This window comes from Haloimpatiens myeolchijeotgali, from assembly GCF_042688525.2.
In the GTDB taxonomy this organism is placed as follows: Bacteria; Bacillota; Clostridia; order Clostridiales; family Clostridiaceae; genus Haloimpatiens.
The window spans coordinates 959,752-980,501 of sequence record NZ_JBHWAB010000001.1 but is presented as its reverse complement, the minus strand read 5'-3'; the positions used below and the strand labels follow the sequence as shown (position 1 = coordinate 980,501).

16 protein-coding genes and 1 other annotated feature are annotated in these 20,750 nt (G+C 28.0%); of the genes, 8 read left to right on the top strand and 8 right to left on the bottom strand.

Annotation, left to right across the window (positions count from 1 at the left end; translation table 11 throughout):
- Window positions 1-390: 390 nt before the first annotated feature.
- A complete protein-coding gene (locus tag ACFIJ5_RS04395; protein ID WP_379804260.1) occupies window positions 391-2,085 on the bottom strand; it encodes a M3 family oligoendopeptidase in 1,695 nt (564 codons plus the stop codon).
- Between the two features lie 190 nt (window positions 2,086-2,275).
- Between ACFIJ5_RS04395 and ACFIJ5_RS04390 the strand changes: the two genes are divergently transcribed.
- Window positions 2,276-3,295: an ABC transporter substrate-binding protein gene (locus ACFIJ5_RS04390; RefSeq protein ID WP_379804257.1), complete on the top strand. Its 1,020-nt coding sequence runs from the start codon at window positions 2,276-2,278 to the stop codon at window positions 3,293-3,295.
- Between the two features lie 395 nt (window positions 3,296-3,690).
- On the opposite strand, the gene ACFIJ5_RS04385 is transcribed toward ACFIJ5_RS04390, so the two are convergent.
- Both ACFIJ5_RS04385 and ACFIJ5_RS04380 read right to left on the bottom strand, forming a co-directional pair.
- The gene (locus ACFIJ5_RS04385) at window positions 3,691-7,992 is read right to left on the bottom strand and encodes an acyl-CoA dehydratase activase-related protein (RefSeq protein WP_379804255.1); all 4,302 of its coding nucleotides are present in this window, start codon (window positions 7,990-7,992) and stop codon (window positions 3,691-3,693) included.
- Between the two features lie 125 nt (window positions 7,993-8,117).
- Window positions 8,118-8,435, bottom strand: coding sequence for a hypothetical protein (locus tag ACFIJ5_RS04380; protein WP_379804253.1), 318 nt, complete (start codon window positions 8,433-8,435; stop codon window positions 8,118-8,120).
- 221 nt (window positions 8,436-8,656) lie between these two features.
- Here ACFIJ5_RS04380 and ACFIJ5_RS04375 point away from each other — a divergent pair, with 221 nt between their 5' ends.
- The 3 genes from ACFIJ5_RS04375 to ACFIJ5_RS04365 all read left to right on the top strand — a co-directional run bounded on the left by ACFIJ5_RS04375 (window position 8,657) and on the right by ACFIJ5_RS04365 (window position 10,670).
- Window positions 8,657-9,415 (top strand): ABC transporter ATP-binding protein, encoded by a 759-nt coding sequence (locus ACFIJ5_RS04375; RefSeq protein WP_379809530.1) that lies wholly within the window; start codon window positions 8,657-8,659, stop codon window positions 9,413-9,415.
- Window positions 9,412-10,212, top strand: a complete 801-nt coding sequence (locus ACFIJ5_RS04370; RefSeq protein ID WP_379804251.1) for an ABC transporter permease — start codon at window positions 9,412-9,414, stop codon at window positions 10,210-10,212. The genes ACFIJ5_RS04375 and ACFIJ5_RS04370 overlap by 4 nt, the downstream gene beginning before the upstream one ends.
- Window positions 10,213-10,307: 95 nt before the next feature.
- Window positions 10,308-10,670, top strand: coding sequence for a tetratricopeptide repeat protein (locus ACFIJ5_RS04365; RefSeq protein ID WP_379804248.1), 363 nt, complete (start codon window positions 10,308-10,310; stop codon window positions 10,668-10,670).
- A gap of 165 nt (window positions 10,671-10,835) precedes the next feature.
- On the opposite strand, the gene ACFIJ5_RS04360 is transcribed toward ACFIJ5_RS04365, so the two are convergent.
- From ACFIJ5_RS04360 to ACFIJ5_RS04350, 3 genes are all read right to left on the bottom strand, one after another.
- The gene (locus ACFIJ5_RS04360; RefSeq protein WP_379804246.1) at window positions 10,836-12,029 is read right to left on the bottom strand and encodes a transglutaminase domain-containing protein; all 1,194 of its coding nucleotides are present in this window, start codon (window positions 12,027-12,029) and stop codon (window positions 10,836-10,838) included.
- 318 nt (window positions 12,030-12,347) lie between these two features.
- Entirely contained in the window at window positions 12,348-13,232 is an 885-nt protein-coding gene (gene recX / locus ACFIJ5_RS04355; RefSeq protein WP_379804243.1) for a recombination regulator RecX, read from the bottom strand.
- Window positions 13,229-14,479 carry a M16 family metallopeptidase gene (locus tag ACFIJ5_RS04350; protein ID WP_379804240.1) on the bottom strand — a complete coding sequence of 417 codons (1,251 nt, stop codon included), beginning with the start codon at window positions 14,477-14,479 and terminating at the stop codon, window positions 13,229-13,231. Before ACFIJ5_RS04350 ends, recX begins: the two co-directional genes overlap by 4 nt.
- A gap of 202 nt (window positions 14,480-14,681) precedes the next feature.
- On the opposite strand from ACFIJ5_RS04350, the gene ACFIJ5_RS04345 reads away from it, so the two are divergent.
- From ACFIJ5_RS04345 to ACFIJ5_RS04330, 4 genes are all read left to right on the top strand, one after another.
- A complete protein-coding gene (locus tag ACFIJ5_RS04345) occupies window positions 14,682-15,188 on the top strand; it encodes a QueT transporter family protein (RefSeq protein ID WP_379804237.1) in 507 nt (168 codons plus the stop codon).
- A 365-nt stretch (window positions 15,189-15,553) separates the two neighbouring features.
- Window positions 15,554-16,261: a L,D-transpeptidase family protein gene (locus ACFIJ5_RS04340; protein WP_379804234.1), complete on the top strand. Its 708-nt coding sequence runs from the start codon at window positions 15,554-15,556 to the stop codon at window positions 16,259-16,261.
- 374 nt (window positions 16,262-16,635) lie between these two features.
- A complete protein-coding gene (locus ACFIJ5_RS04335; RefSeq protein ID WP_379804231.1) occupies window positions 16,636-17,487 on the top strand; it encodes a YitT family protein in 852 nt (283 codons plus the stop codon).
- Window positions 17,488-17,574: 87 nt separating this feature from the next.
- Complete coding sequence (locus ACFIJ5_RS04330; protein ID WP_379804229.1) at window positions 17,575-17,811, top strand: hypothetical protein; 237 nt, start codon at window positions 17,575-17,577, stop codon at window positions 17,809-17,811.
- A 174-nt stretch (window positions 17,812-17,985) separates the two neighbouring features.
- Here the strand turns inward: ACFIJ5_RS04330 and aspS are convergent, their stop codons facing one another.
- Both aspS and larB read right to left on the bottom strand, forming a co-directional pair.
- On the bottom strand, window positions 17,986-19,275 hold the full coding sequence (aspS, locus tag ACFIJ5_RS04325; RefSeq protein WP_379804226.1) for an aspartate--tRNA(Asn) ligase: 1,290 nt from the start codon (window positions 19,273-19,275) through the stop codon (window positions 17,986-17,988).
- A 176-nt stretch (window positions 19,276-19,451) separates the two neighbouring features.
- Window positions 19,452-19,673: a binding site (T-box leader), on the bottom strand.
- A 325-nt stretch (window positions 19,674-19,998) separates the two neighbouring features.
- Window positions 19,999-20,745 (bottom strand): nickel pincer cofactor biosynthesis protein LarB, encoded by a 747-nt coding sequence (larB, locus tag ACFIJ5_RS04320; protein WP_379804224.1) that lies wholly within the window; start codon window positions 20,743-20,745, stop codon window positions 19,999-20,001.
- Between the last annotated feature and the right edge of the window lie 5 nt (window positions 20,746-20,750).

Here is a 20,750-nt window from a genome sequence, read left to right as displayed (position 1 = left end):
TTTCAACTTTCAGAGACCAAAATAGCTGCTGCAGGAAATGATATCTTGCTCAGAAACCTTTCACTTCAGTAACAAGTTCTAAGCTTTACTCATATTGAAAAAAGATTTTTAAATTAATATTCCGTGGGAATTAACAATTTAAAAATAACTTTTTTCAAATTCGTAAAGCTAAGAACTTGTAAACTTTGTTCAAATGTTTCTTACGCAATATATCATTTCCCTTCGCTAGACAATATTTCTTTACTTAGAAAGTTGAGTTACCATTAAATTATTATTGCTCAAAAACTAATAATTTATACTATTAAATTCATTTTTATTAAAGATGAATTCTCAAATCTATATTTAGACATAAAAAAAGCCCAGCATAATCTGCCGAGCTTTCTCTTAAATTCACATTTTTTTGTCTTCAACGTCAAGTATCCATTGTCTAATAGGTGTAATAATTTCTTCAATACTCCCCTCTTTAAAAGGATTTTTCAAATTTCCTAATTTGATAACATCTACAAAAGATTTACTTCCACCTGCTTTACATACTTTCATATAATCTTTCCAAGCCTGTTCTCTATTTTCATTAGCCTTATTCCAAAAATTAAATGCTGCAACTTGTGCTAATCCATAATCAATATAATAAAAAGGTCCCCAGAAAATATGAGATTGACGTAACCAGTATCCCCCTTTATCAAGAAATTCATTATCTTCATAATCCCTATAAGGAAGATACTTCTTTTCAAGTTCTCTCCAATAATTATTCCTTTGCTCAGGTGTTGCCTCAGGTTTTTCATAAACAAAATGTTGAAACTCATCAACTGCAACAATATATGCTAGTAAAAATAGTGCACTACACATATGTGAAAACTTATATTTTTCTGCATCTTCACCGAAAAAGTCTTTTAACCATGGCTCAGTAAAAAACTCCATACTCATAGAATGAATTTCACTTACATCCTCAGTTGCCATTAAGTATTCTGGTATTTCATAATTTCTACATAAATAATTTTGGAAAGCATGTCCAGATTCATGGGCAAATTCATTAAAATCATCTATGGTCCCATGACATACAGTATAAATAAATGGTGCCTTATACTTAGGTATATACGTACAATATTCCTCTTCCTCTTTCTCTTCTCTCTTCTCTATATCCAAAAGATTCCTTTCATATACATAATTAAAAAACTCTTTTGTATCTTGCGATAACTCTTCGTACATATTTAATGCTTTCTTTATGAGTAAATCATTATCTCCTATTAACTTAGCATTACCATTTAAAAATTGTATTGGTTCATCATAGTATTTCATTTTATCTATGCCAAGCCTTTTAGATTGTTTTTTAATAAGTTCTTTATTTAAAGGTACTACATAATCTAATACCTGTTTTCTAAATTTAGCTATCATATCTTTATCATAACCAATTCTATTCATACGAGCATATCCCATATCAACAAAATTCTTATATCCCATTTTTAAAGCCATTTTATGTCTTAATTTCACAAACCTATCAAATAACTCTTGCATTTTATTTTCATTTTCTTCATACAATGACGTTTCAGCTTCATATGCTTTCTTTCTCATATTTCTATCTTGAGAACTTATATAAGGACCAAAATCCCATATTCCAAGTTCTTCTCCTTCAAAACTCTTTCTGAGACAGTCAAATAAATTAACATATTCTGTTACTAATTTGTTCTCTTGCTGCAGCTCTTCTACTATGGTATCAGAAACACATTTCATCTTCATATTTGCTAAATTGAATAGTTGATCTCCATATTTTTTTCTAAGCATTTCTTTAAACTTTGAGTTATCTAGAACTTTATAATATTCACAAACTAATTTCTCCAAAATAGGCTCAGCTTCATTATAGTAATCCATTTCTTTGCTATAAAATTCTTTACTTACCCCTAAATGTTTTCTTAACTCACTTAGTTCTTTCATTGATATAAATTCATTTCTTATAGAATTAATCTCACTTATTATTGAACACTGCTGATCAAAAGAATTAGATTCATCGAATTTGTTTATTAATTCATGAATTCTCCGCTGAATATCTTTTATATCTACTCTCTCATATTTAAAATCTGCAAATTTCATACTTTACAATCCCCTTTCTAGTTAAACCCTATTTATTTACCATTTTATTATATCATATTTTATAATTATTTTTCTATTTATGTGATATTTTGTATTTTATGTAATTGTCGCTCCATCTATCTAAACTCATCACATAATAAAGGCTTGTTTCATACTATAAATCATAATAATCTATTTATCGGAGGTAACGATGAAAAAAATCTTTTCTAAAACACTCATCTTTTCACTCATTTGTTTATTAGCTTGTACATGTTTCATTGGCTGTAATAAAACTAATAAAAACTTAACAAAAGTAAGATTAAATGAAGTAGTTCGTTCTGTATTTTATGCTCCTATGTATGTAGCCATAAATGAAGGTTTCTTTGCGGAAGAAGGTATAGAAATAGATCTTTCCACTGGGCAGGGTGCTGATAAAACCATGCAGCAAGTTTTAAGTGGCAGTGCAGATATAGGCTTTTGTGGTCCTGAACAAGTTATCTATATATATAATCAGAAGAAAGAAGATTATCCTGTATTGTTTGCTCAATTGACACAAACTGATGGTTCATTCCTTGTAGGAAGAAAAGAAGAAGCAGATTTTAAATGGGAATCATTAAAAGGTAAGACAATAATAGGAGGAAGACCTGGTGGAATGCCTGAAATGTCTTTAGAATATGTACTTAAAAATCATGGCCTACAGCCTAATAAAGATGTAAAGCTTATTACAAATCTAGCTTTTACAGCTACGGCAGGTGCTTTTAAAGCTGGTACTGGAGATTATGTAGCATTATTTGAGCCAACAGCTAGTTTACTAGAACAAGATAATTCTGGATATATAGTATCATCTATAGGGGAAAATGCCGGAACTATACCTTATACTTGTTACTTTTCAACTCAATCCTACATGAAAAGCCATAAAGATATAATTGAAAAATTTACCCGAGCAATTCATAAAGGTCAAATTTGGGTAAAGAATCACAGTGATAAAAAAGTTGCTAAATCCATAAAAAAATTCTTCCCTGGTAGTGACGAAAAAGTTTTAGAAACTGTAATTAAGAATTATAAGTCCATAAATGCATATGCAACTGAACCAATCATGAAAGAAGAAGGCTTGACCCGATTAATGGATATAATACAATCTTACAAACCTGAATTAATCCCTGAAAGACCTCCTTTTGATAAAATCGTTACTAATGAATTTAGTGAAAAAATAACTAAAGAACTTAAATAAAAATATAAAGAACTTTAAAAAAAGTATAAAGTATAAAGAACAAAGTACAAATAAGGATGTTTTTCTTACAGAAAAACTTTAACTAATGGATTTTCAAAAGCTTGCTTTTGAAAATCTTCCTTATTTGTACTTTAAACTTTTTACTTTATACTTTTTATTCTATACTCAATTTTCACAGTAAAAAAATACTGCTTAGCGAAGGGAAATGATATCTTGCGTAAGAAACATTTGAACAAAGTTTACAAGTTCTTAGCTTTACGAATTTGAAAAAAGTCATTTTTTCAATATGAGTAAAGCTTAGAACTTGTTACTGAAGTGAAAGGTTTCTAAGCAAGATATCATTTCCCGCAGCGGCTATTTTTCGTCCGCGAAAGTTGAATTCTATACTTTTTATTTTACTTCTGCTTTGTTTTCAAACTGCTTGCAGCTACTTCTTGTTTTGCATGAAATATTTCTTCGCCAGCCTCTTGTTCTTTTTTTAAATTTTTAAAAGCACTTGAAAGCATAAGCTTAATTCTATTTAATTGATTAACTTCACTAGCACCTGGGTCATAGTCTACAGCTACAATATTAGCATTCTTATATCTTCTCTTAAGTTCTTTAATCATCCCTTTTCCAGTTACGTGATTTGGTAAACACGCAAATGGCTGCATACAAACTATATTTTTAACTCCACTTTCAATAAGTTCAACCATTTCTGCTGTTAAAAACCAACCTTCACCTGTTTGGTTTCCTATTGAAAGGATAGGTGATGCCCCTTCTGCTAATCGCTGTATGGTTTTTGGTGCTTCAAATCTCTTACTTTGTTCAAGTGCTTTTTTCATATGCTTTCTATAATGTTCAATATATTTTATTGCTATACTTCCAAATAACTCTGACATTCTACTTCCTGATAAATATTTACGTTTAAACTCATGATCATAAGCACAGTATAAACAAAAATCAGTTAAATCAGGCATTACTGCCTCTGCACCTTCTTTTTCTATTATATCTACAATATTGTTGTTTGCCGTTGGGTGAAATTTAACTAAAATTTCTCCAACCAACCCAACTTTAGGTTTCTTTACATCCCTTATTTCTAAATTGTCAAAATCATTAACTATTTCATAAACATATTTATTGAACGTACTAGCATCACCACTTTTGACAGATTCTTTACACTTTTTAACCCATCTATCATATAACTCATTGGCACTCCCTTTTATTTTTTCATATGGTCTTACTTTATATAATACTCTCATAAGTATGTCTCCATACACAAGAGCTAACATAGCTCTTTTTACTAAAGCTAAATTTGGTTTAAATCCAGGGTTTTTCTCAAGTCCTACAGCATTTAGCGATATAACTGGAACCTTATTAAATCCTGCATCCTTTAATGCTTTTCTCAAAAATCCTATATAATTTGTAGCTCTACAGCCACCACCTGTTTGAGTTATCATTACTGATGTGTTTTCTACATCATATTTTCCACTTTTTAATGCTTTTATTATTTGTCCAATGACTATAATTGATGGATAACATGCATCATTATTAACATACTTAAGCCCTTCTTCTATAGCACCACTATCTACTGCAGGTAGTATTTCTAAATTGTATCCACCAGCTCTAAGTGCTTCTTGTAAAAATTGAAAATGTATAGGAGACATTTGTGGGGCTAAAATTGTATGTTTTTCTCTCATTTCTTTTGTAAAAATTATTCTCTTCTCTGGTTCATTTTGTTTTTCTGGTTTAAATCCATTTCTATCTCTTTCTTCCATAGCTGCTTTTAAAGAACGTACACGTATTCTAGCAGCTCCTAAGTTATTACCTTCATCAATCTTTAATACTGTATATATCTTGCCATAATTATTTAGTATTTCTTGAACTTGATCTGTAGTTACTGCATCTAGTCCACATCCAAAAGAATTAAGTTGAATAAGCTCTATATTTTTTTGAGTTGCAACAAAACTAGCTGCAGCATACAGTCTTGAATGATAAACCCATTGATCAACTATTCTCAATGGTCTTTGGATTTTTCCTAAATGAGCTACTGAATCTTCTGTTAAAACAGCTATACCATATTCAGTTATTAAATTTGGTATACCATGATTTATTTCCGGATCAATATGATATGGTCTACCCGCTAAAACTATTCCTTTTTTATCATTTTGATCAAGATATTTTAAAACTTCTTCACCCTTTTTCCTTATATCATTCTTAACATTTTCTCTTTCCTGCCATGCTTTATCTAAAGCATTTTTTACTTCTGATTTTGTAACATTAAACTTTTTAAATTCTTCATAAAGTCTCTTCTCAAGCTTCTTCTTATCTTGAAGTGAAAAGAAAGGATTCATAAAATTAATTCCCTTTTCTTTTATGATATCCATATTATTTTTTATAACTTCGGGATAAGAAGTTACTATTGGACAATTATAGTGATTATCCGCACCTTCTTGTTCTTTTCTTTCAAATGGTACACATGGATAAAATATGTTCTTTATACCTCTGTTTATTAAATTCATAATATGTCCATGTGTTATTTTTGCAGGATAACATGCTGATTCTGAAGGTATTGTTTCTATACCAAGTTCATAAACTTTTTTAGAAGAACGAGCTGAAAGTTCAACTCTGAAACCTAACTGTGTTAAAAAAGTAAACCAGAATGGATAGTTTTCATAAATATTCAATACTCTTGGAATTCCTATAACACCACGCATCGCTTCTTCTTTTTTTAATGGTGCATATGCAAAAGTTCTTTTATATTTATACTCAAATAAATTAGGTACATTTTCTTTCTTTTTACTTCTACCTGCACCTCTTTCACATCTATTTCCTGATATAAATTCTCTACCATCTGAAAATTTATTTATAGTTAATAGACAATTGTTTCCACATCCTCCGCATCTTCTCATAGTTGTTTCAGACGAAAAACTTTCTAATTCATTATTTTGAAGTAAAGTTGTTTCATATCCATCTTCATATCTTTCTTTACAAATCAACGCTGCTCCAAAAGCTCCCATTATACCTGCAATATCCGGTCTTATTGCATCTCTTCCAGATATAAATTCAAAACTTCTAAGTACAGCATCATTATAAAATGTTCCACCTTGAACTATTATCTTCTTACCCATTTCCTTAGGATTTCTTATTTTTATAACTTTTTGAAGGGCATTTTTTATTACTGAATAGGATAACCCTGCAGAGATATCTCCTACAGTTGCTCCTTCCTTTTGAGCTTGTTTTACTCTAGAGTTCATAAATACAGTACATCTTGATCCTAAGTCTACTGGGTGTTCTGCCCGAAGAGCTTCTTTTGCAAAATCTTGCACGGACATATTCAATGAATGTGCGAAAGTTTCTATAAATGAGCCGCATCCTGAAGAACATGCTTCATTAAGCATTATGCTGTCTATTACTCCATCCTTAACTTTTAAACACTTCATATCTTGTCCACCAATATCCAATATAAAATCTACTCCTGGCAAGAAAAACTCTGCTGCTTTATAGTGCGCAATAGTTTCTATTTCTCCTATATCTACTTTTAATCCAGCTTTAATAAGACCTTCACCATATCCTGTAACTGCAGAATTACATATCTTAACGTCTTTAGGAAGCTTGCTGTATAAATCTTTTAATATCTTTATTGAGCAAGCTAACGGATTTCCTTTATTACTTCCATAATAAGAGTATAAAAGTTCTCCATCTTCATTTATAAGTGCAGCCTTAGTTGTCGTAGATCCTGCATCTATTCCTAAGAAACTTTTTCCTTTATAAGTATTTATCTCTCTTCTTTTAACAACAGCTTTATTATGCCTTTTTCTAAACTCTTTAAGTTCATTATCATCTATAAATAATGATCTTAATCTTGGAACTTCATGTTCCTGAACATCTTGAATAGTATTTAATTTCTCCATTAAATCTTCTGCCAATATAGACGTCTCTTCTTTAGAACTTAATGCTGCTCCTAAAGCCACAAAAAGCTGTGATTGCTCTGGGAAAATAACCTGATCCTCTGTAAGTTTTAAAGTTTCTATAAATCTCTGTCTTAACTCTGACAAAAAGTAAAGAGGTCCTCCTAAAAAAGCAACATTTCCTCTTATTGGTCTTCCACAAGCAAGTCCACTAATTGTTTGGTTAACCACTGCTTGAAGTACAGAAGCCGCTATATCCTCCTTAGCAGCACCCTCATTTAAAAGAGGCTGAATATCTGTTTTTGCAAACACACCACACCTTGCAGCTATAGGATAAATAATCTTGTGTTTAGATGCTAATTCATTTAATCCTTTTGCGTCAGTTTGTAGCAGTGATGCCATCTGGTCTATAAAAGCACCGGTTCCACCTGCACAAGTTCCATTCATTCTTTGTTCTATTCCTTGATTAAAATATGTTATCTTAGCATCTTCTCCTCCAAGTTCTATAGCTACGTCTGTTTTGGGTATACACTTTTCAACAGTGTTTGTGCTTGCTACTACTTCTTGTATAAAAGGTATATTAAGCCACTTAGATACTCCTAGTCCTCCTGAACCTGTAACCATTATTGTAATCTTCTGTTTTTTAAATTTATCATAGGCCTCATTAACAGTTTTAATTATAGTTTTCTTTATGTCTGAATAATGCCTTTGATATTTACTGTAAATAATTTTGTCCTTTACATTTAAAATTACTAATTTTACTGTAGTGGATCCTACATCCAATCCTAAATGTAATAAATTTTTCATAGTCACCTACTCCATTATATTTAATTTTTGAAAGAAATCTCCATGTTCATGTAGAAACTTCTATATGTTTAAACATATTCACATTATATAATTTTAATAAGCTAAATTCAACTTAATTTATATTTTCACTTCATAATATTGATTTTTGCTTTAATACCTCCAAAAGTTAAATTAATTAAAAAATATGGTAATGCAAAAACACCAATACATATAGCTAAAATCAAGATAATAGGGCTAATTGCTGCTAAAAGTAATATAGATTCTGCACCCAAAAAATTCGGTTGTATCTTTTTAAGTATTTTTATCCCCCAAGGAATTCCCATTATTGCATATGTCCTAATCACAACTGATTTTATTGGAAGATTAAACATGTTAGTCATTATTAAATAACCTATTACGCCAAATACCAACATAAGAAATAACATTTTCTTGTTTTCTTCCATAATTTATTCCCCCTTTATACTTTCAAACATATTCTAAAATTTTTAATGGATATTTTTATCATTTTTTCTAGTTATATATAATTATATCATATAAGTTTACAATTCAGTCAAGTTTACAATTCAGTCAAGTTTACAATTGAGTTATTTTAAAAATTAATATTTTACAACTCACCAATATTTTTATCAAAACATATACTAAATTAAGGTAGGAGGTGGTTAGCATAGATAAATTAGAAATAAAGAATATATATATGAATTATCATTCTCTAAAAAAAGAAACTGAGGCCATAAAAAATATATCTTTTAATGTAAAAGAAGGAGAATTTTTAAGTATCGTTGGGCCTTCCGGTTGTGGTAAATCTACATTACTAAATATAATAGCAGGTCTTCTAGAGCCTTCCAATGGAAAAATATTTATAAATGGTAAAAATATAAAAAATAGTCCTCCTCAAATAGGTTACATGTTTCAAAAAGATAATTTATTTCAATGGCTTACAGTGTGGGAAAATGTTATATTAGGTCTAAAAATACAAAATAAAATAACTACTGAAAGAACTAAAAAAATAGAACAACTACTTCATAATTATAATTTATGGGATTTTAAAGATCATTATCCCAGAGAGCTTTCTGGTGGTATGCGTCAAAGAGTATCTCTTATTAGAACACTTGCAATAAATCCTGATGTTTTAATTCTTGATGAACCATTTTCAGCACTTGATTATCAAACAAGATTAAATATTAGCGATGAAGTTTTTACAATAATCAGAAATGAAAACAAAACTACTATTATGGTTACACATGATATTTCAGAAGCTATTTCTATGTCAAATAGAATAATTGTTCTTTCTAAAAGACCCTCAACTATAAAAAATAATCTTAACATTAAATTTGATGATAAATTTATGTCTCCTCTCGAAAGAAGAGAAGCTCCTAACTTCAGAATCTATTTTAATATGCTATGGAAGGAGTTGAATTCATGAATAAACCTAGTTTAGAACATGTTAAATATATACAAGCTGTAAAAAAGAAAAAAAGAAAAATAGTTATAGTTAGATTAATAATTCTTATTTGTTTTTTCGCTTTATGGGAAATTGCTGGAGACTTGAAATGGATTGATCCTTTTTTAACTAGTACTCCATCAAGAATGATAAAGAGTTTAGTAAAAATATATAACGAAGGAACTCTTTTTAAACATATTGGTGTAACATGTTTAGAAACAATTTTAGGCTTTATATTAAGTACTGTTATTGGCACCTTACTAGCTGTATTATTATGGTGGTCGGATTTTGCTTCTAAAGTATTAGATCCTTATTTAGTTGTTTTAAATGCCTTACCTAAGGTAGCTCTAGCCCCTATAATAATATTTTGGGCTGGTAATGGCTATACATCTATAATTATAATAGCTATTCTTATTTCTATAATTGTAACTATAATAAATGTACTCAGTGGTTTTAAATCTATAGACGAAGATAAAATAAAATTATTAAAAACCTTTGGTGCTACAAAGTTTCAAATTCTAACAAATCTAGTTTTACCTGCTTCAATACCAACATTAATATCAGCTTTAAAAATAAATGTTGGCTTATCTTGGGTAGGTGTAATAATGGGGGAATTTTTAGTTGCTAAGGACGGATTAGGATTTTTAATAATATTTGGAGGACAAATTTCTCAACTAGATATGGTAATGATGAGCATTATTATCTTATGCATACTAGCTTATGCAATGTATGAACTTGTAGCGTTAATAGAAAAAAACTTTTATAGAAAAAAATACTAACATTTTATGTTTTTATGCATAATATAATCCACGAATGGATATTAATCTTAATAAGTACATTTTTTATTTTGAACTGTATTTAGGAGGTTAATATGATGAACTACTTCGAAAAAGCTAATGAATTTTATAATGCTAAAGAATATGATAAAGCCATTGATATGTATAAAAAATCTGCGGAACAAAAACAAAATGAAGCTTCTGCACTTTATAATGCTGGTGTGTGCTTTATTAAATTAAAAAATTATGAAAAAGCTATTCCCCTATTGAAATATGCCATAAAAAAAACTCCTCAAAGTAAATATTTTTTTAATTTGGGATATTGTTATTCAATGATAAACAATAATAAAAAAGCTTTAATCTACTTTAACACAGCTTGGTCATTAAATAGCAGCGATAGCGACTGTGAAAAAGCCATAAATCTAATAATAAATGAATACAAAAAAGAATCTGCACTATAATTTACAAAAAGTATAAAGTTTAAAGTTAAAAAAACAAATAAGGAAGATTTTCAAAATCAAGCTTTTGAAAATCAATTAATGATAAATTAAGTAAAAGTTTTTCTTTAAGAAAAACATCCTTTATTTGTTCTTTGTTCTTTAATCTTTATACTTTATCTAGTCTTCCTACCATTCTCCTGCTATTGTAGCTTGCTTATGGTCAAGAGCAAACCTTCTACTATCAAAATAATTTCCACCCTTAGCAAAAGTAGCATCTACATTTATCCATTTACCTTCCTCTTCAACATATATTTGATTCCAGGCATGTCCAACCCAACTTACTCCATTAAATCCTTTACCAGTTATCAATCTAACCTTTATATTATTTGCTCTACACATAGCTACAAATAAACATGCATAGTCAAAACAAATACCACTTCTAGAATAATACGTTGGTATGGCACCTGATTTTTCATCATATTCGTTTCTAAATATCTTTTCTGCTTTGTCATTATCATAACTTATATTTTTCGCTATCCAATTATAAATTTTTTTTCCTTTTTGTCTATCACTTTGTATACCAGAAACTAATTCTTTTGCAAAAGTATTTATTTCACTATTTGACTTTATTCCTTCATCTAATGTAACTCCATTATAATAAACTATAGTCCTTGAATTAGTTACATTTCCTTTTGGAATACTATCCTTTTTTATAACTATTTTAAAAGAATTATTGATTATATTTGGAAGGCGTTTAGCCAATTTTGAATTGGTAATGGGAATTACAACTTGTTTACATACATAGTTATATTTCTTTGAGCTTTCTAAATAATGATTAAATTTTTGGCTTATATTAAACATTGAAAGTAAATTTAATACGAATGCTGTTATAATAACATAACAGATAGCTTTAGGAAATTGAAAAGCTGATCCTAATATTCTTTTTATAAAACTACTTTTTCCTTTTAGCTTTCTTTCAATACCATCAAATAAAGGATATAATGTTACCCCACTTACAACTTCCAAAATCCATGTCAAAATATAATGTATTATAAAAACTGCTATTGGAATTGCTATTACATAAACAATTATTGGTTTTTTATTTATATAATTTATTATATTTACAGGAATAAATTCATATATTTTTTTATAAATTCCTTTACTATGATTAAAAAATATATTTTTCATAAAATATATACCTAAAATTATTGAAATAACAAAAGATACATTAACCTGCAAATCTCTTACATCTTTTTTTAAATGCTTAGAAGAAAATTTAAATAAGAACCCTTTTAAAATTGGATATATAAACATAGCTATTAAAAGAATATCTATAGGATTTGTATGATTAAAAAGGTCATTGATTAACTCTTTACCCATATGTTCACCTCTTTCTATTCGTTAAAACTTAACTCAACTTTCACAGTAAAAAATACTGCTTAGCGAAGGGAAATGATATATTGCGTAAGAAACATTTGAACAAAGTTTACAAGTTCTTAGCTTTACGAATTTGAAAAAAGTTATTTTTTAATTACTGATTCCTACGGAATATTAATAAAAAAATCTTTTTTCAATATGAGTAAAGCTTAGAACTTGTTACTGAAGTGAAAGGTTTATAAGCAAGATATCATTTCCCGCAGCGACTATTTTTCACCTAAGAAAGTTGAAAACTCAACTTTAAAATTTATACTCTATTTACTACAGTATGTCATCTAAAGTTTTTCTTATATCTCCCCAATTATATCCCCTTCTTGCAAGATAATTAGATAACCTTCTATAAATTTTCATTTTATCATTTTCTGATTTTATAATAATGTTATATCTTTTCATTGCTATTTCTTTGATATTTTCATGATTCTTAATCTCTTTTTTCTTACTAATCTTATTATTAACACTGTTATTATTAATACTTAATCCTTTTTTATTTTGTAAATTATTTTCTTCAAAAATTTTATCCTTATCTATAACTTTACATAAAACTTGATTTACAACTTCAAAATCATATCCGTTTCTTACTAAATAATCTCCTAATTTCTTATATATTTTTTTAACATTGTTTTCGCTTTTTATTAAAACTTCAAATTTTTTTTCTGCAAGTTTTAAAGCATTTTCATATTCTACTTCCTTACTAATATTATCTAATCTTGTAATTATAACCTCTTCACTTACTCCTTTTTTAAGTAACTTATACTTAATCTTATTTTTACCATACTTTCTAATTTTCTCTTTTATATATATTTCTGCATATTTGTTATCATCAACAAACTTATATTCTTTTAAAAAGTTTAAAATTCTAAAAATATTTTTTTCACTATACTCTTTTTTTAACAATTTTTCTTTTATTTCATTTTCTGTCTTATAATTTTTTTCTACTAGCCTCAGTGCATAATTTTTCCCTTTCATATAATTATCTTCTTCTATAATTTCCTTTAGATAATTTAAATCAACTTCTTTTCCTTTTTTTAAATTATGAATATATATAAGTTCCGCACTACATGCAAATGCAAATTCATCATTTATATATACATTTACTCTTTCATTATTTCTTTTTTGAACTTCTATCTTTGTTACTATTTTTCTCACTCTTCATCACCTTCACAGACTAGTACATGTATAGTAGGATCATTAAATACTTTTTGTGCAATATCATATATATCTTCTTTTTTTATTTTCTCTAAATTTTTTATATCACTTTCAAACTCATATATATCCTCATCTTCCATAGACTGTTGAAGTACATAATTACATAATTCGCTAGAATCTTCAACAGTAGCTGCTACAGAAGTTTTAAGAACTTTTTTCATTAATTCTACTGCACTACCATCTAACGATATAACTTTGTTTTTTATGTCAGTTATACACTTTTCTATAATTTTTTTAGCACTATTAATATCTTTTTTGCATACAGCCGTATAAATATATAAAGTTTTTATTCCTTTTGTTAAATCTAAACTTGTATAAACATCATATGCAAGTCCACGTTTCTCTCGCAATTCTCTAAACAAAATAGAATTTGAACTTGCACCAAATCTGTGATCTAAAATTTTAAGAACAAGTTCTTGCTCTTTATTCAATCCATAAAAAGTATATAAATATGTTATAGTACTTTGTTCAATTTCTTTTTTGTATGATTTTTTTACAATTGGCTTATTTTTTTCAACTAAAAATTTATTATATTTAAATTCTTTCCTTTTCCACTGATCAAAATACTTATTCACTACTCTTTCTATATATTCATGTTCAAAAGGAGATACAATTGTAATATAACAATTATTTGGAACATAATACTTACTATAAAATTTCTTTAAATCTTCTTTAGAAAAACTTTTAACTGTTTTTTCTTCACCTACTATATCATATTTTATAGGACTATTTTTAAATGCAATTTCATTTATCTTTTTAAAACTATAATCTTCAATATCATCATTGCTTGTCCTAATTTCTGCTAATATAACTCCTCTTTCCTTTTCAATCTCTTCTGAATCAAAGTTTGAATTTTGAACCATATCAGCTAAAAGCTCCATTGAATTCTCTATTTCTTCGTTTAATGCAACTATACTATAAACTGTAGAAGTATAATCTGTATATGCATTATATTCTCCACCGAGCTGTTCTAGTTCATTATTTAATACTTCATTGTTTCTAGTTTTAGTACCTTTAAAAAGCATATGTTCAATGAAATGAGAAATTCCTTTTTCATCTTTATTTTCATATAATGAACCTATTTTTATTCCTACATTTATACATGCTATTCTAGTATTCTTTTTAATACTAATCAATTTTATTCCATTTTTTAAATTTATTTCCTTAGAATCAAAACACTTTTCCATATATTCGCCACTTCTCCTGTTATCAATTATTTATTATTCTTATTTATTTTCTATTACATATATTATAATTTATAATCATAAAAACTAAAAGCATTATGGAAACAAAGTTGAACAGTTGATTAAACATTGAATATATGCTAAAATTTAGTTTCGACAGTTCGTAGCGACCTGTCCTAAAATAAAACTACGGAGGTATAATAATATGAACAATTCTTCAAAACAAGTAAGAGGATTAGTCTTTTCAGCATTAATCGCTGCTATTTATACTGTTCTTACAATGTCTTTATCTTTTATGGGATTTGGAGCAGTACAATATAGAGTATCAGAAGGATTAACAATTTTACCATTTTTTACACCATATGCAATTCCAGGACTAGTTATTGGATGTCTACTTTCAAATATAATCAGCCCTGTAGGAATATTAGACTTAATATTTGGTACATTAGCAACACTTATTGCTTCCATGATTACTTATTATATTGGAAAATCAAATATAAAATCTAAAAAATTCTTAGCACCTATGCCACCAGTATTAGTAAATGCAATTATTATTGGTCTTTTACTTAAATATGTGGCTTTTCCTAATGTGCCTCTTTTCATTTTAATGGCTCAAGTAGGTTGGGGAGAATTAATATGTTGTTATGGTATCGGTTTACCTTTAATGACTATTTTTGAAAAAAATACTGTTTTAAAAAATTTTATATCTTAAAATCTAAAATATATATTTATCAATAACTCAACTTTCACAGTAAGAAAATACTTGCTAGCGAAGGGAAATGATATATTGCATAAGAAACATTTGAACAAAGTTTACAAGTTCTTAGCTTTACGAATTTGAAAAAAGTCATTTTTTAATTACTGATTCCTGCGGAATATTAATTAAAAAATCTTTTTTCAATATGAGTAAAGCTTAGAACTTGTTACTGAAGTGAAAGGTTTCTAAGCAAGATATCATTTCCTGTAGCGGCTATTTTTCATCTGCGAAAGTTGAATCAATAATATTTTAATTTAAAGGTAATTTTTTTATAATGTTACTTGTCCCTCCTACATACATTATTATGGAGGTGATTATTTATGAAAAAGTTTACCAAATTCATAATAATATTAATAATAATATTAACAGTAGAATTTATTTTTATTTATATTAATCATACTAAAAATACTTCTACTTTAAAATCTAATATAAAAGGTTATCAACCAAAGAAACCTATAGTGATTTTAGTAGATATAACAACACATACATTAAATGTTTTTCAAGAAAATAATCTATTAAAATCTTATCCTATAGCTAGTGGCAAACCATCCACTCCTTCTCCTATAGGTACTTGGTCAATAATAAGTAAAGGTACCTGGGGTGAAGGTTTTGGTGGTAGATGGATGGGTTTTAATGTACCTTGGGGTAAATATGGTATACATGGAACTATATATCCTAATTCAATTGGATGGAATTCTTCTAAAGGTTGTATAAGAATGAAAAATAAAGATGTAGCTGAATTGTATAAAATCACTCCACATGGTACAAAAGTTATAATCTATGGAGGTCCTTATGGAAACTTTGGTGAATACTTAAGACCTATAAGACCTGGAATGAGAGGTTCTGATGTATTTGAAGTTCAAAAACTTTTAAAAGAAAAAAGTTACTATAAAGGAAATCCTGATGGAATTTATGGAGAAGGCATGAAATCTATAATACATAAATTTCAAAAGGATAATAAAATTTCAATTACCAATACCATAAATACTTCTTTTTACAAAAAATTAGGAGTAGAGCTTGATGATTAAGCTCTACTTAATTTATTTTTATACTTTATCACTGCAACATACACTATTGATATTTTAACTGAATTATTGTAAAATTTTTTATGTCATGTATTAATAACTCAACTTTCACAGTAAAAAAATACTGCTTAATGAAGGTAAATAATATATTTCGTAAATAGTTAACAGTTAATAGCTGCCATTTGCGGCTGTTTTTCACCTGCGAACGTTGAATTAATGATTCAAAATTTTATTTTAAACGTATTAACATTTTTTCAATATAATATACAAAAGAAACTATATACATAATTTTTATGTCAGTTGATTATAAACTCTTAACCTTTGGTTAAGAGTTTTTTTAATGAGACATAATAATTATAAAAGGGAGGTATACTGTAATGAACAAATTAACAAAAGAACTTATATTAATGCATATTGGCCTTATACTAGCAGCTGCTGGAACTTATTTCTTTCTAATTCCTAGTGATTTAGCAGCTGGTGGTGTTAGTGGTTTGGCTATGGTTATAAAACCTTATATACCTAATTTAAGCATTGGACTTCTTATGACTATCATGAATATAGTACTTTTTATAGTGGGATTTGTATTTATTGACTCTAAATTTGGTGCTAAGTCAATATATGCTACCTTTGCCTTTTCAGGTATAATATGGTTATTTGAAAAGTTTTTCCCTATGGCTAGCCCTTTAACAAATGATATGTTTATAGAACTTTTATTTGGCTCTATTTTAAGTGCTGTTGGATTAGCTATTGTATTTGAACAAAATGCCTCAACTGGAGGAACAGATATATTAGCAAAAATTATAAACAAATATGCTCATATAGACCTTGGTAAATCATTACTAATAGTAGATTTTGTTATCACTATATTTGCTGCATATACTTTTGGAGCTAAAAAAGGAATGTATGCACTTTTAGGTGTTATAATATTAGGTATTTTAATTGATGTAATAATAGGTGGTTTAAACGACTATAAAAAAGTTGAATTAGTAAGCTGTGAAGGTGAAAAAATCAAGAAATTTATAATTGAAGAACTAGATAGAGGTGCTACTTTATATGTAGGTAGAGGAGCTTACACTAATGATACAAAAGAAATTATAACTACTGTAGTTGATAAAAAACAATTTATTAAACTAAAAAACTTTATAAATGAAGTTGATAAAAAGGCATTTATCGTAACCTATAATGTTCATGAAACTCTTGGTGAAGGATTTAAAGATATTTCTGACTAATCTTCAAAATATCTTGTGAATATAATTCATTTTTCTGTAAAAACTAATTTCATGTGTAATTATTTTGTATTAAAGGAGCGATTGTGCATGAAAATAGAGTTTTTAGGACCTAATGGAGAATATAAAGAAATTATGGATATTCTTAATGAAAATCATCCTGATTATGATATTAAAATACTTTCTAATTATAATGTTTCTAATAAATTTAATAATGAGTTAGTTGCAAAAATTGGAGATAAATATTATCATGCTCCAACTTCAAAAGAATTATATGATAAAATTACTGATCATTTTTTTCGTCTTCCAAATTGTTTTATTGGATAAAAAAAAGATGAGTTAACTTTTAAAAGCTAACTCATCTTTTTTTAATAACTCATGGAAAGTTTTATTGGGAATCTCTTTAATAGTATACCCATTATATTCAATATAATTCATTTTTTTATGATGCTATTGACTCATTTTTAATTATGCTTCTATATATATTTATTCATATACATCTTAAGGTAATAATCTCTCTTTATCTCTAGGAAATAAACTAGTTTCTCTAACATTATTACATCCTAAAAGTTGTGCTGTAATACGTTCAAGCCCTATTGCCAATCCTCCATGTGGCGGCATACCATATTTAAAATTTTCCAAATATCCTATAAATAACTCTGGATTAAGTCCTTTTAGAATCATATTTTCTTTAAGCATTTCATAATCATGAATTCTTTGACCCCCTGTAGTAATCTCAAGTCCTCTAAAAATAAGGTCAAAACTTCTTGTTAGTTCTTCATTATAAGGCATAGTATACATTGGTCTTTTACTTCTTGGATATTCAGTTAAAAAAACAAAATCTGAATTATATTTTTTCTTAACATATTCGTATATAAGTTTTTCTCCCTCTGGGTCTAAATCTTTCTCTAAATTGGTTTTATTGTATTCTCTTTTCAATATTTCTATAGCATCTAATAATGTGATTGTAGGAATTTCACCATTTATAACAGGCATATTTACATTTAACAAATTTAATTCCTTTTTACATTCATTTTCTACCTTTAAAAAAATATATTTTAAAAGCTTTGTTTCTAATTTCATAATATCAGTTTCATCATTTATAAAACCCATTTCTAAATCTAAACTAATATATTCATTTAAATGTCTCACTGTACTATGTTCTTCTGCTCTATATACATGTCCTATTTCAAATACTCTCTCATACCCTGCTGCAACCAACATTTGCTTATAAAATTGAGGACTCTGAGCAAGATATGCTTTCCTTTTAAAATAATCTACTTTAAAAAGAGCTGTCCCCCCTTCTGCACCTTCTGATACAATCTTAGGAGTAAAAACTTCAGTAAAACCTTCACTATTTAAAAATTCTATAAATCCTTGAGCAATATTTGCCTGAATTTTAAATATTGCATTAGTTTTTAAATTTCTCAAACTAAGTACTCTATTATTTAACATAGTATTAATATTAACATTTAACTCATCTGTATTAATTTCAATTGGGAGTTCCTCTTTAACCGGAGATATATTTTTAATATAAGATACTTGTACTTCATAATAACCTGTAGAATTTTTTCCTTCTACAACTTTCCCTTTTAATTCTATTACACTTTCTAATTTTAATGATTTTATATTTATTTGTTTAGTGTCTACAACACATTGAACTATTCCAGTTCTATCTCTTAAAACTATAAAAGCAATTTTACTTAATTTTCTTATTCTATGAACCCATCCCATCATTTTTACTTCTTGATTAACTTTTGTTTTTATTTGATTTACTAATGTTCTATTCATATTGCCACTCCTTTTTTTGAAAATTTTGAATTTTTAAATAACAGTTGTCATAAAAAAATCCCTTAAGAAGTTATTCTTAAGGGACGAAAATTCCGCGGTACCACCCAAATTAACCTTTATAAGATATATTTAAATTAATACCATTGACACTATTAAATAAAAAAACCCTTACTCCTTTTAGGAGTGAGGGTTTGCCCACGGTACCATCCTTTTTAATCTTATTAAGATCCACTTTGCTCCTTTTAACGGTAGAAAACCGTTTTATCCTAATAACTTTAAAGCTTTCAGATAAACTTCTCAGGGACGTCCTTCAGTATTACTTTTCCTGCTAGACTTTCACCATCTCTAACTCGCTTATAGTACTTACTAATACTTACTCTTCCCATCATAGATACTTTATAAATAATTGTTTTGTTTCAAGAATTGTACTATAAAAAACATACAATGTCAACTATTACTTTATAACTCAACTTTCGCAGGACAAAAATACTACCTAGCGAAGGTAAATGATATATTGCGTAAGAAACATTTGAACAAAGTTTACAAGTTCTTAGTTTTACGAATTTGAAAAAAGTCATTTTTTAATTACTGATTCCTATGGAATATTAATTAAAAAATCTTTTTTCAATATGAGTAAAGCTTAGAACTTGTTACTGAAGTGAAAGGTTTCTGAGCAAGATATCATTTACCGCAGCGGCTATTTTTCACCTGCGAAAGTTGAGTTTATAATTTATTTATCATACTTGCGAGATATCCTGCTCCAAATCCATTGTCTATGTTAACCACACTTACTCCACTAGCACAACTATTAAGCATGGATAAAAGTGCAGTAAGCCCTTTAAAACTTGCTCCATATCCTACACTAGTTGGTACTGCAATAACAGGTTTATCTACAAGTCCTCCTACTACGCTTGCAAGTGCACCTTCCATACCTGCTGCTACTATTACTACCTTAGCTCCTCTTATAATATCAATTTTATCAAATAATCTATGTATACCTGCTACTCCTACATCAATAACCTTTTCCACCTTATTCCCTAATATTTCTGCTGTAACAGCCGCTTCTTCTGCTACTGGAATATCTGATGTACCTGCAGTAACTATTGCTATATATGTATCTGTAACTGTAACTTCTTTTTCTCTTACAATTATAGTTCTAGCAAGTTCATTGTACTCTGCTTCATTACATATTTTCTTTACTGCTTTATACATTTCATAGTTTGCACGAGTTGCTAAAATGTTACTATTCTTTGTGCTCATGAACTGTACAATTCCCTTTACCTGTTCTACCGTTTTTCCTTCACAATATATTACTTCTGGATACCCAACTCTAATCTCTCTATGATTGTCTATTTTGGCATATCCTAATTCTTTATAAGGTAAATCTTTAAATATATCCACTGCTTCCTGTATTTCTATATCTCCACCTTTAACCTTTTCAAGTAAAGTCTTAATCTCTTCTACGTTCAAAATAT

What these genes read in the sequence shown, in the direction of transcription:
- ACFIJ5_RS04330 (WP_379804229.1), top strand. Translation starts at nt 17,575, where the DNA reads ATGAAAATAGAGTTTTTAGGACCTAATGGAGAATATAAAGAAATTATG.
- ACFIJ5_RS04345 (WP_379804237.1), top strand. Translation starts at nt 14,682, where the DNA reads ATGAACAATTCTTCAAAACAAGTAAGAGGATTAGTCTTTTCAGCATTA.
- ACFIJ5_RS04335 (WP_379804231.1), top strand. Translation starts at nt 16,636, where the DNA reads ATGAACAAATTAACAAAAGAACTTATATTAATGCATATTGGCCTTATA.
- ACFIJ5_RS04385 (WP_379804255.1), bottom strand. Translation starts at nt 7,992, where the DNA reads ATGAAAAATTTATTACATTTAGGATTGGATGTAGGATCCACTACAGTA.
- ACFIJ5_RS04390 (WP_379804257.1), top strand. Translation starts at nt 2,276, where the DNA reads ATGAAAAAAATCTTTTCTAAAACACTCATCTTTTCACTCATTTGTTTA.
- ACFIJ5_RS04365 (WP_379804248.1), top strand. Translation starts at nt 10,308, where the DNA reads ATGAACTACTTCGAAAAAGCTAATGAATTTTATAATGCTAAAGAATAT.
- ACFIJ5_RS04380 (WP_379804253.1), bottom strand. Translation starts at nt 8,435, where the DNA reads ATGGAAGAAAACAAGAAAATGTTATTTCTTATGTTGGTATTTGGCGTA.
- aspS (WP_379804226.1), bottom strand. Translation starts at nt 19,275, where the DNA reads ATGAATAGAACATTAGTAAATCAAATAAAAACAAAAGTTAATCAAGAA.
- ACFIJ5_RS04350 (WP_379804240.1), bottom strand. Translation starts at nt 14,479, where the DNA reads ATGGAAAAGTGTTTTGATTCTAAGGAAATAAATTTAAAAAATGGAATA.
- ACFIJ5_RS04395 (WP_379804260.1), bottom strand. Translation starts at nt 2,085, where the DNA reads ATGAAATTTGCAGATTTTAAATATGAGAGAGTAGATATAAAAGATATT.
- ACFIJ5_RS04370 (WP_379804251.1), top strand. Translation starts at nt 9,412, where the DNA reads ATGAATAAACCTAGTTTAGAACATGTTAAATATATACAAGCTGTAAAA.
- ACFIJ5_RS04360 (WP_379804246.1), bottom strand. Translation starts at nt 12,029, where the DNA reads ATGGGTAAAGAGTTAATCAATGACCTTTTTAATCATACAAATCCTATA.
- ACFIJ5_RS04340 (WP_379804234.1), top strand. Translation starts at nt 15,554, where the DNA reads ATGAAAAAGTTTACCAAATTCATAATAATATTAATAATAATATTAACA.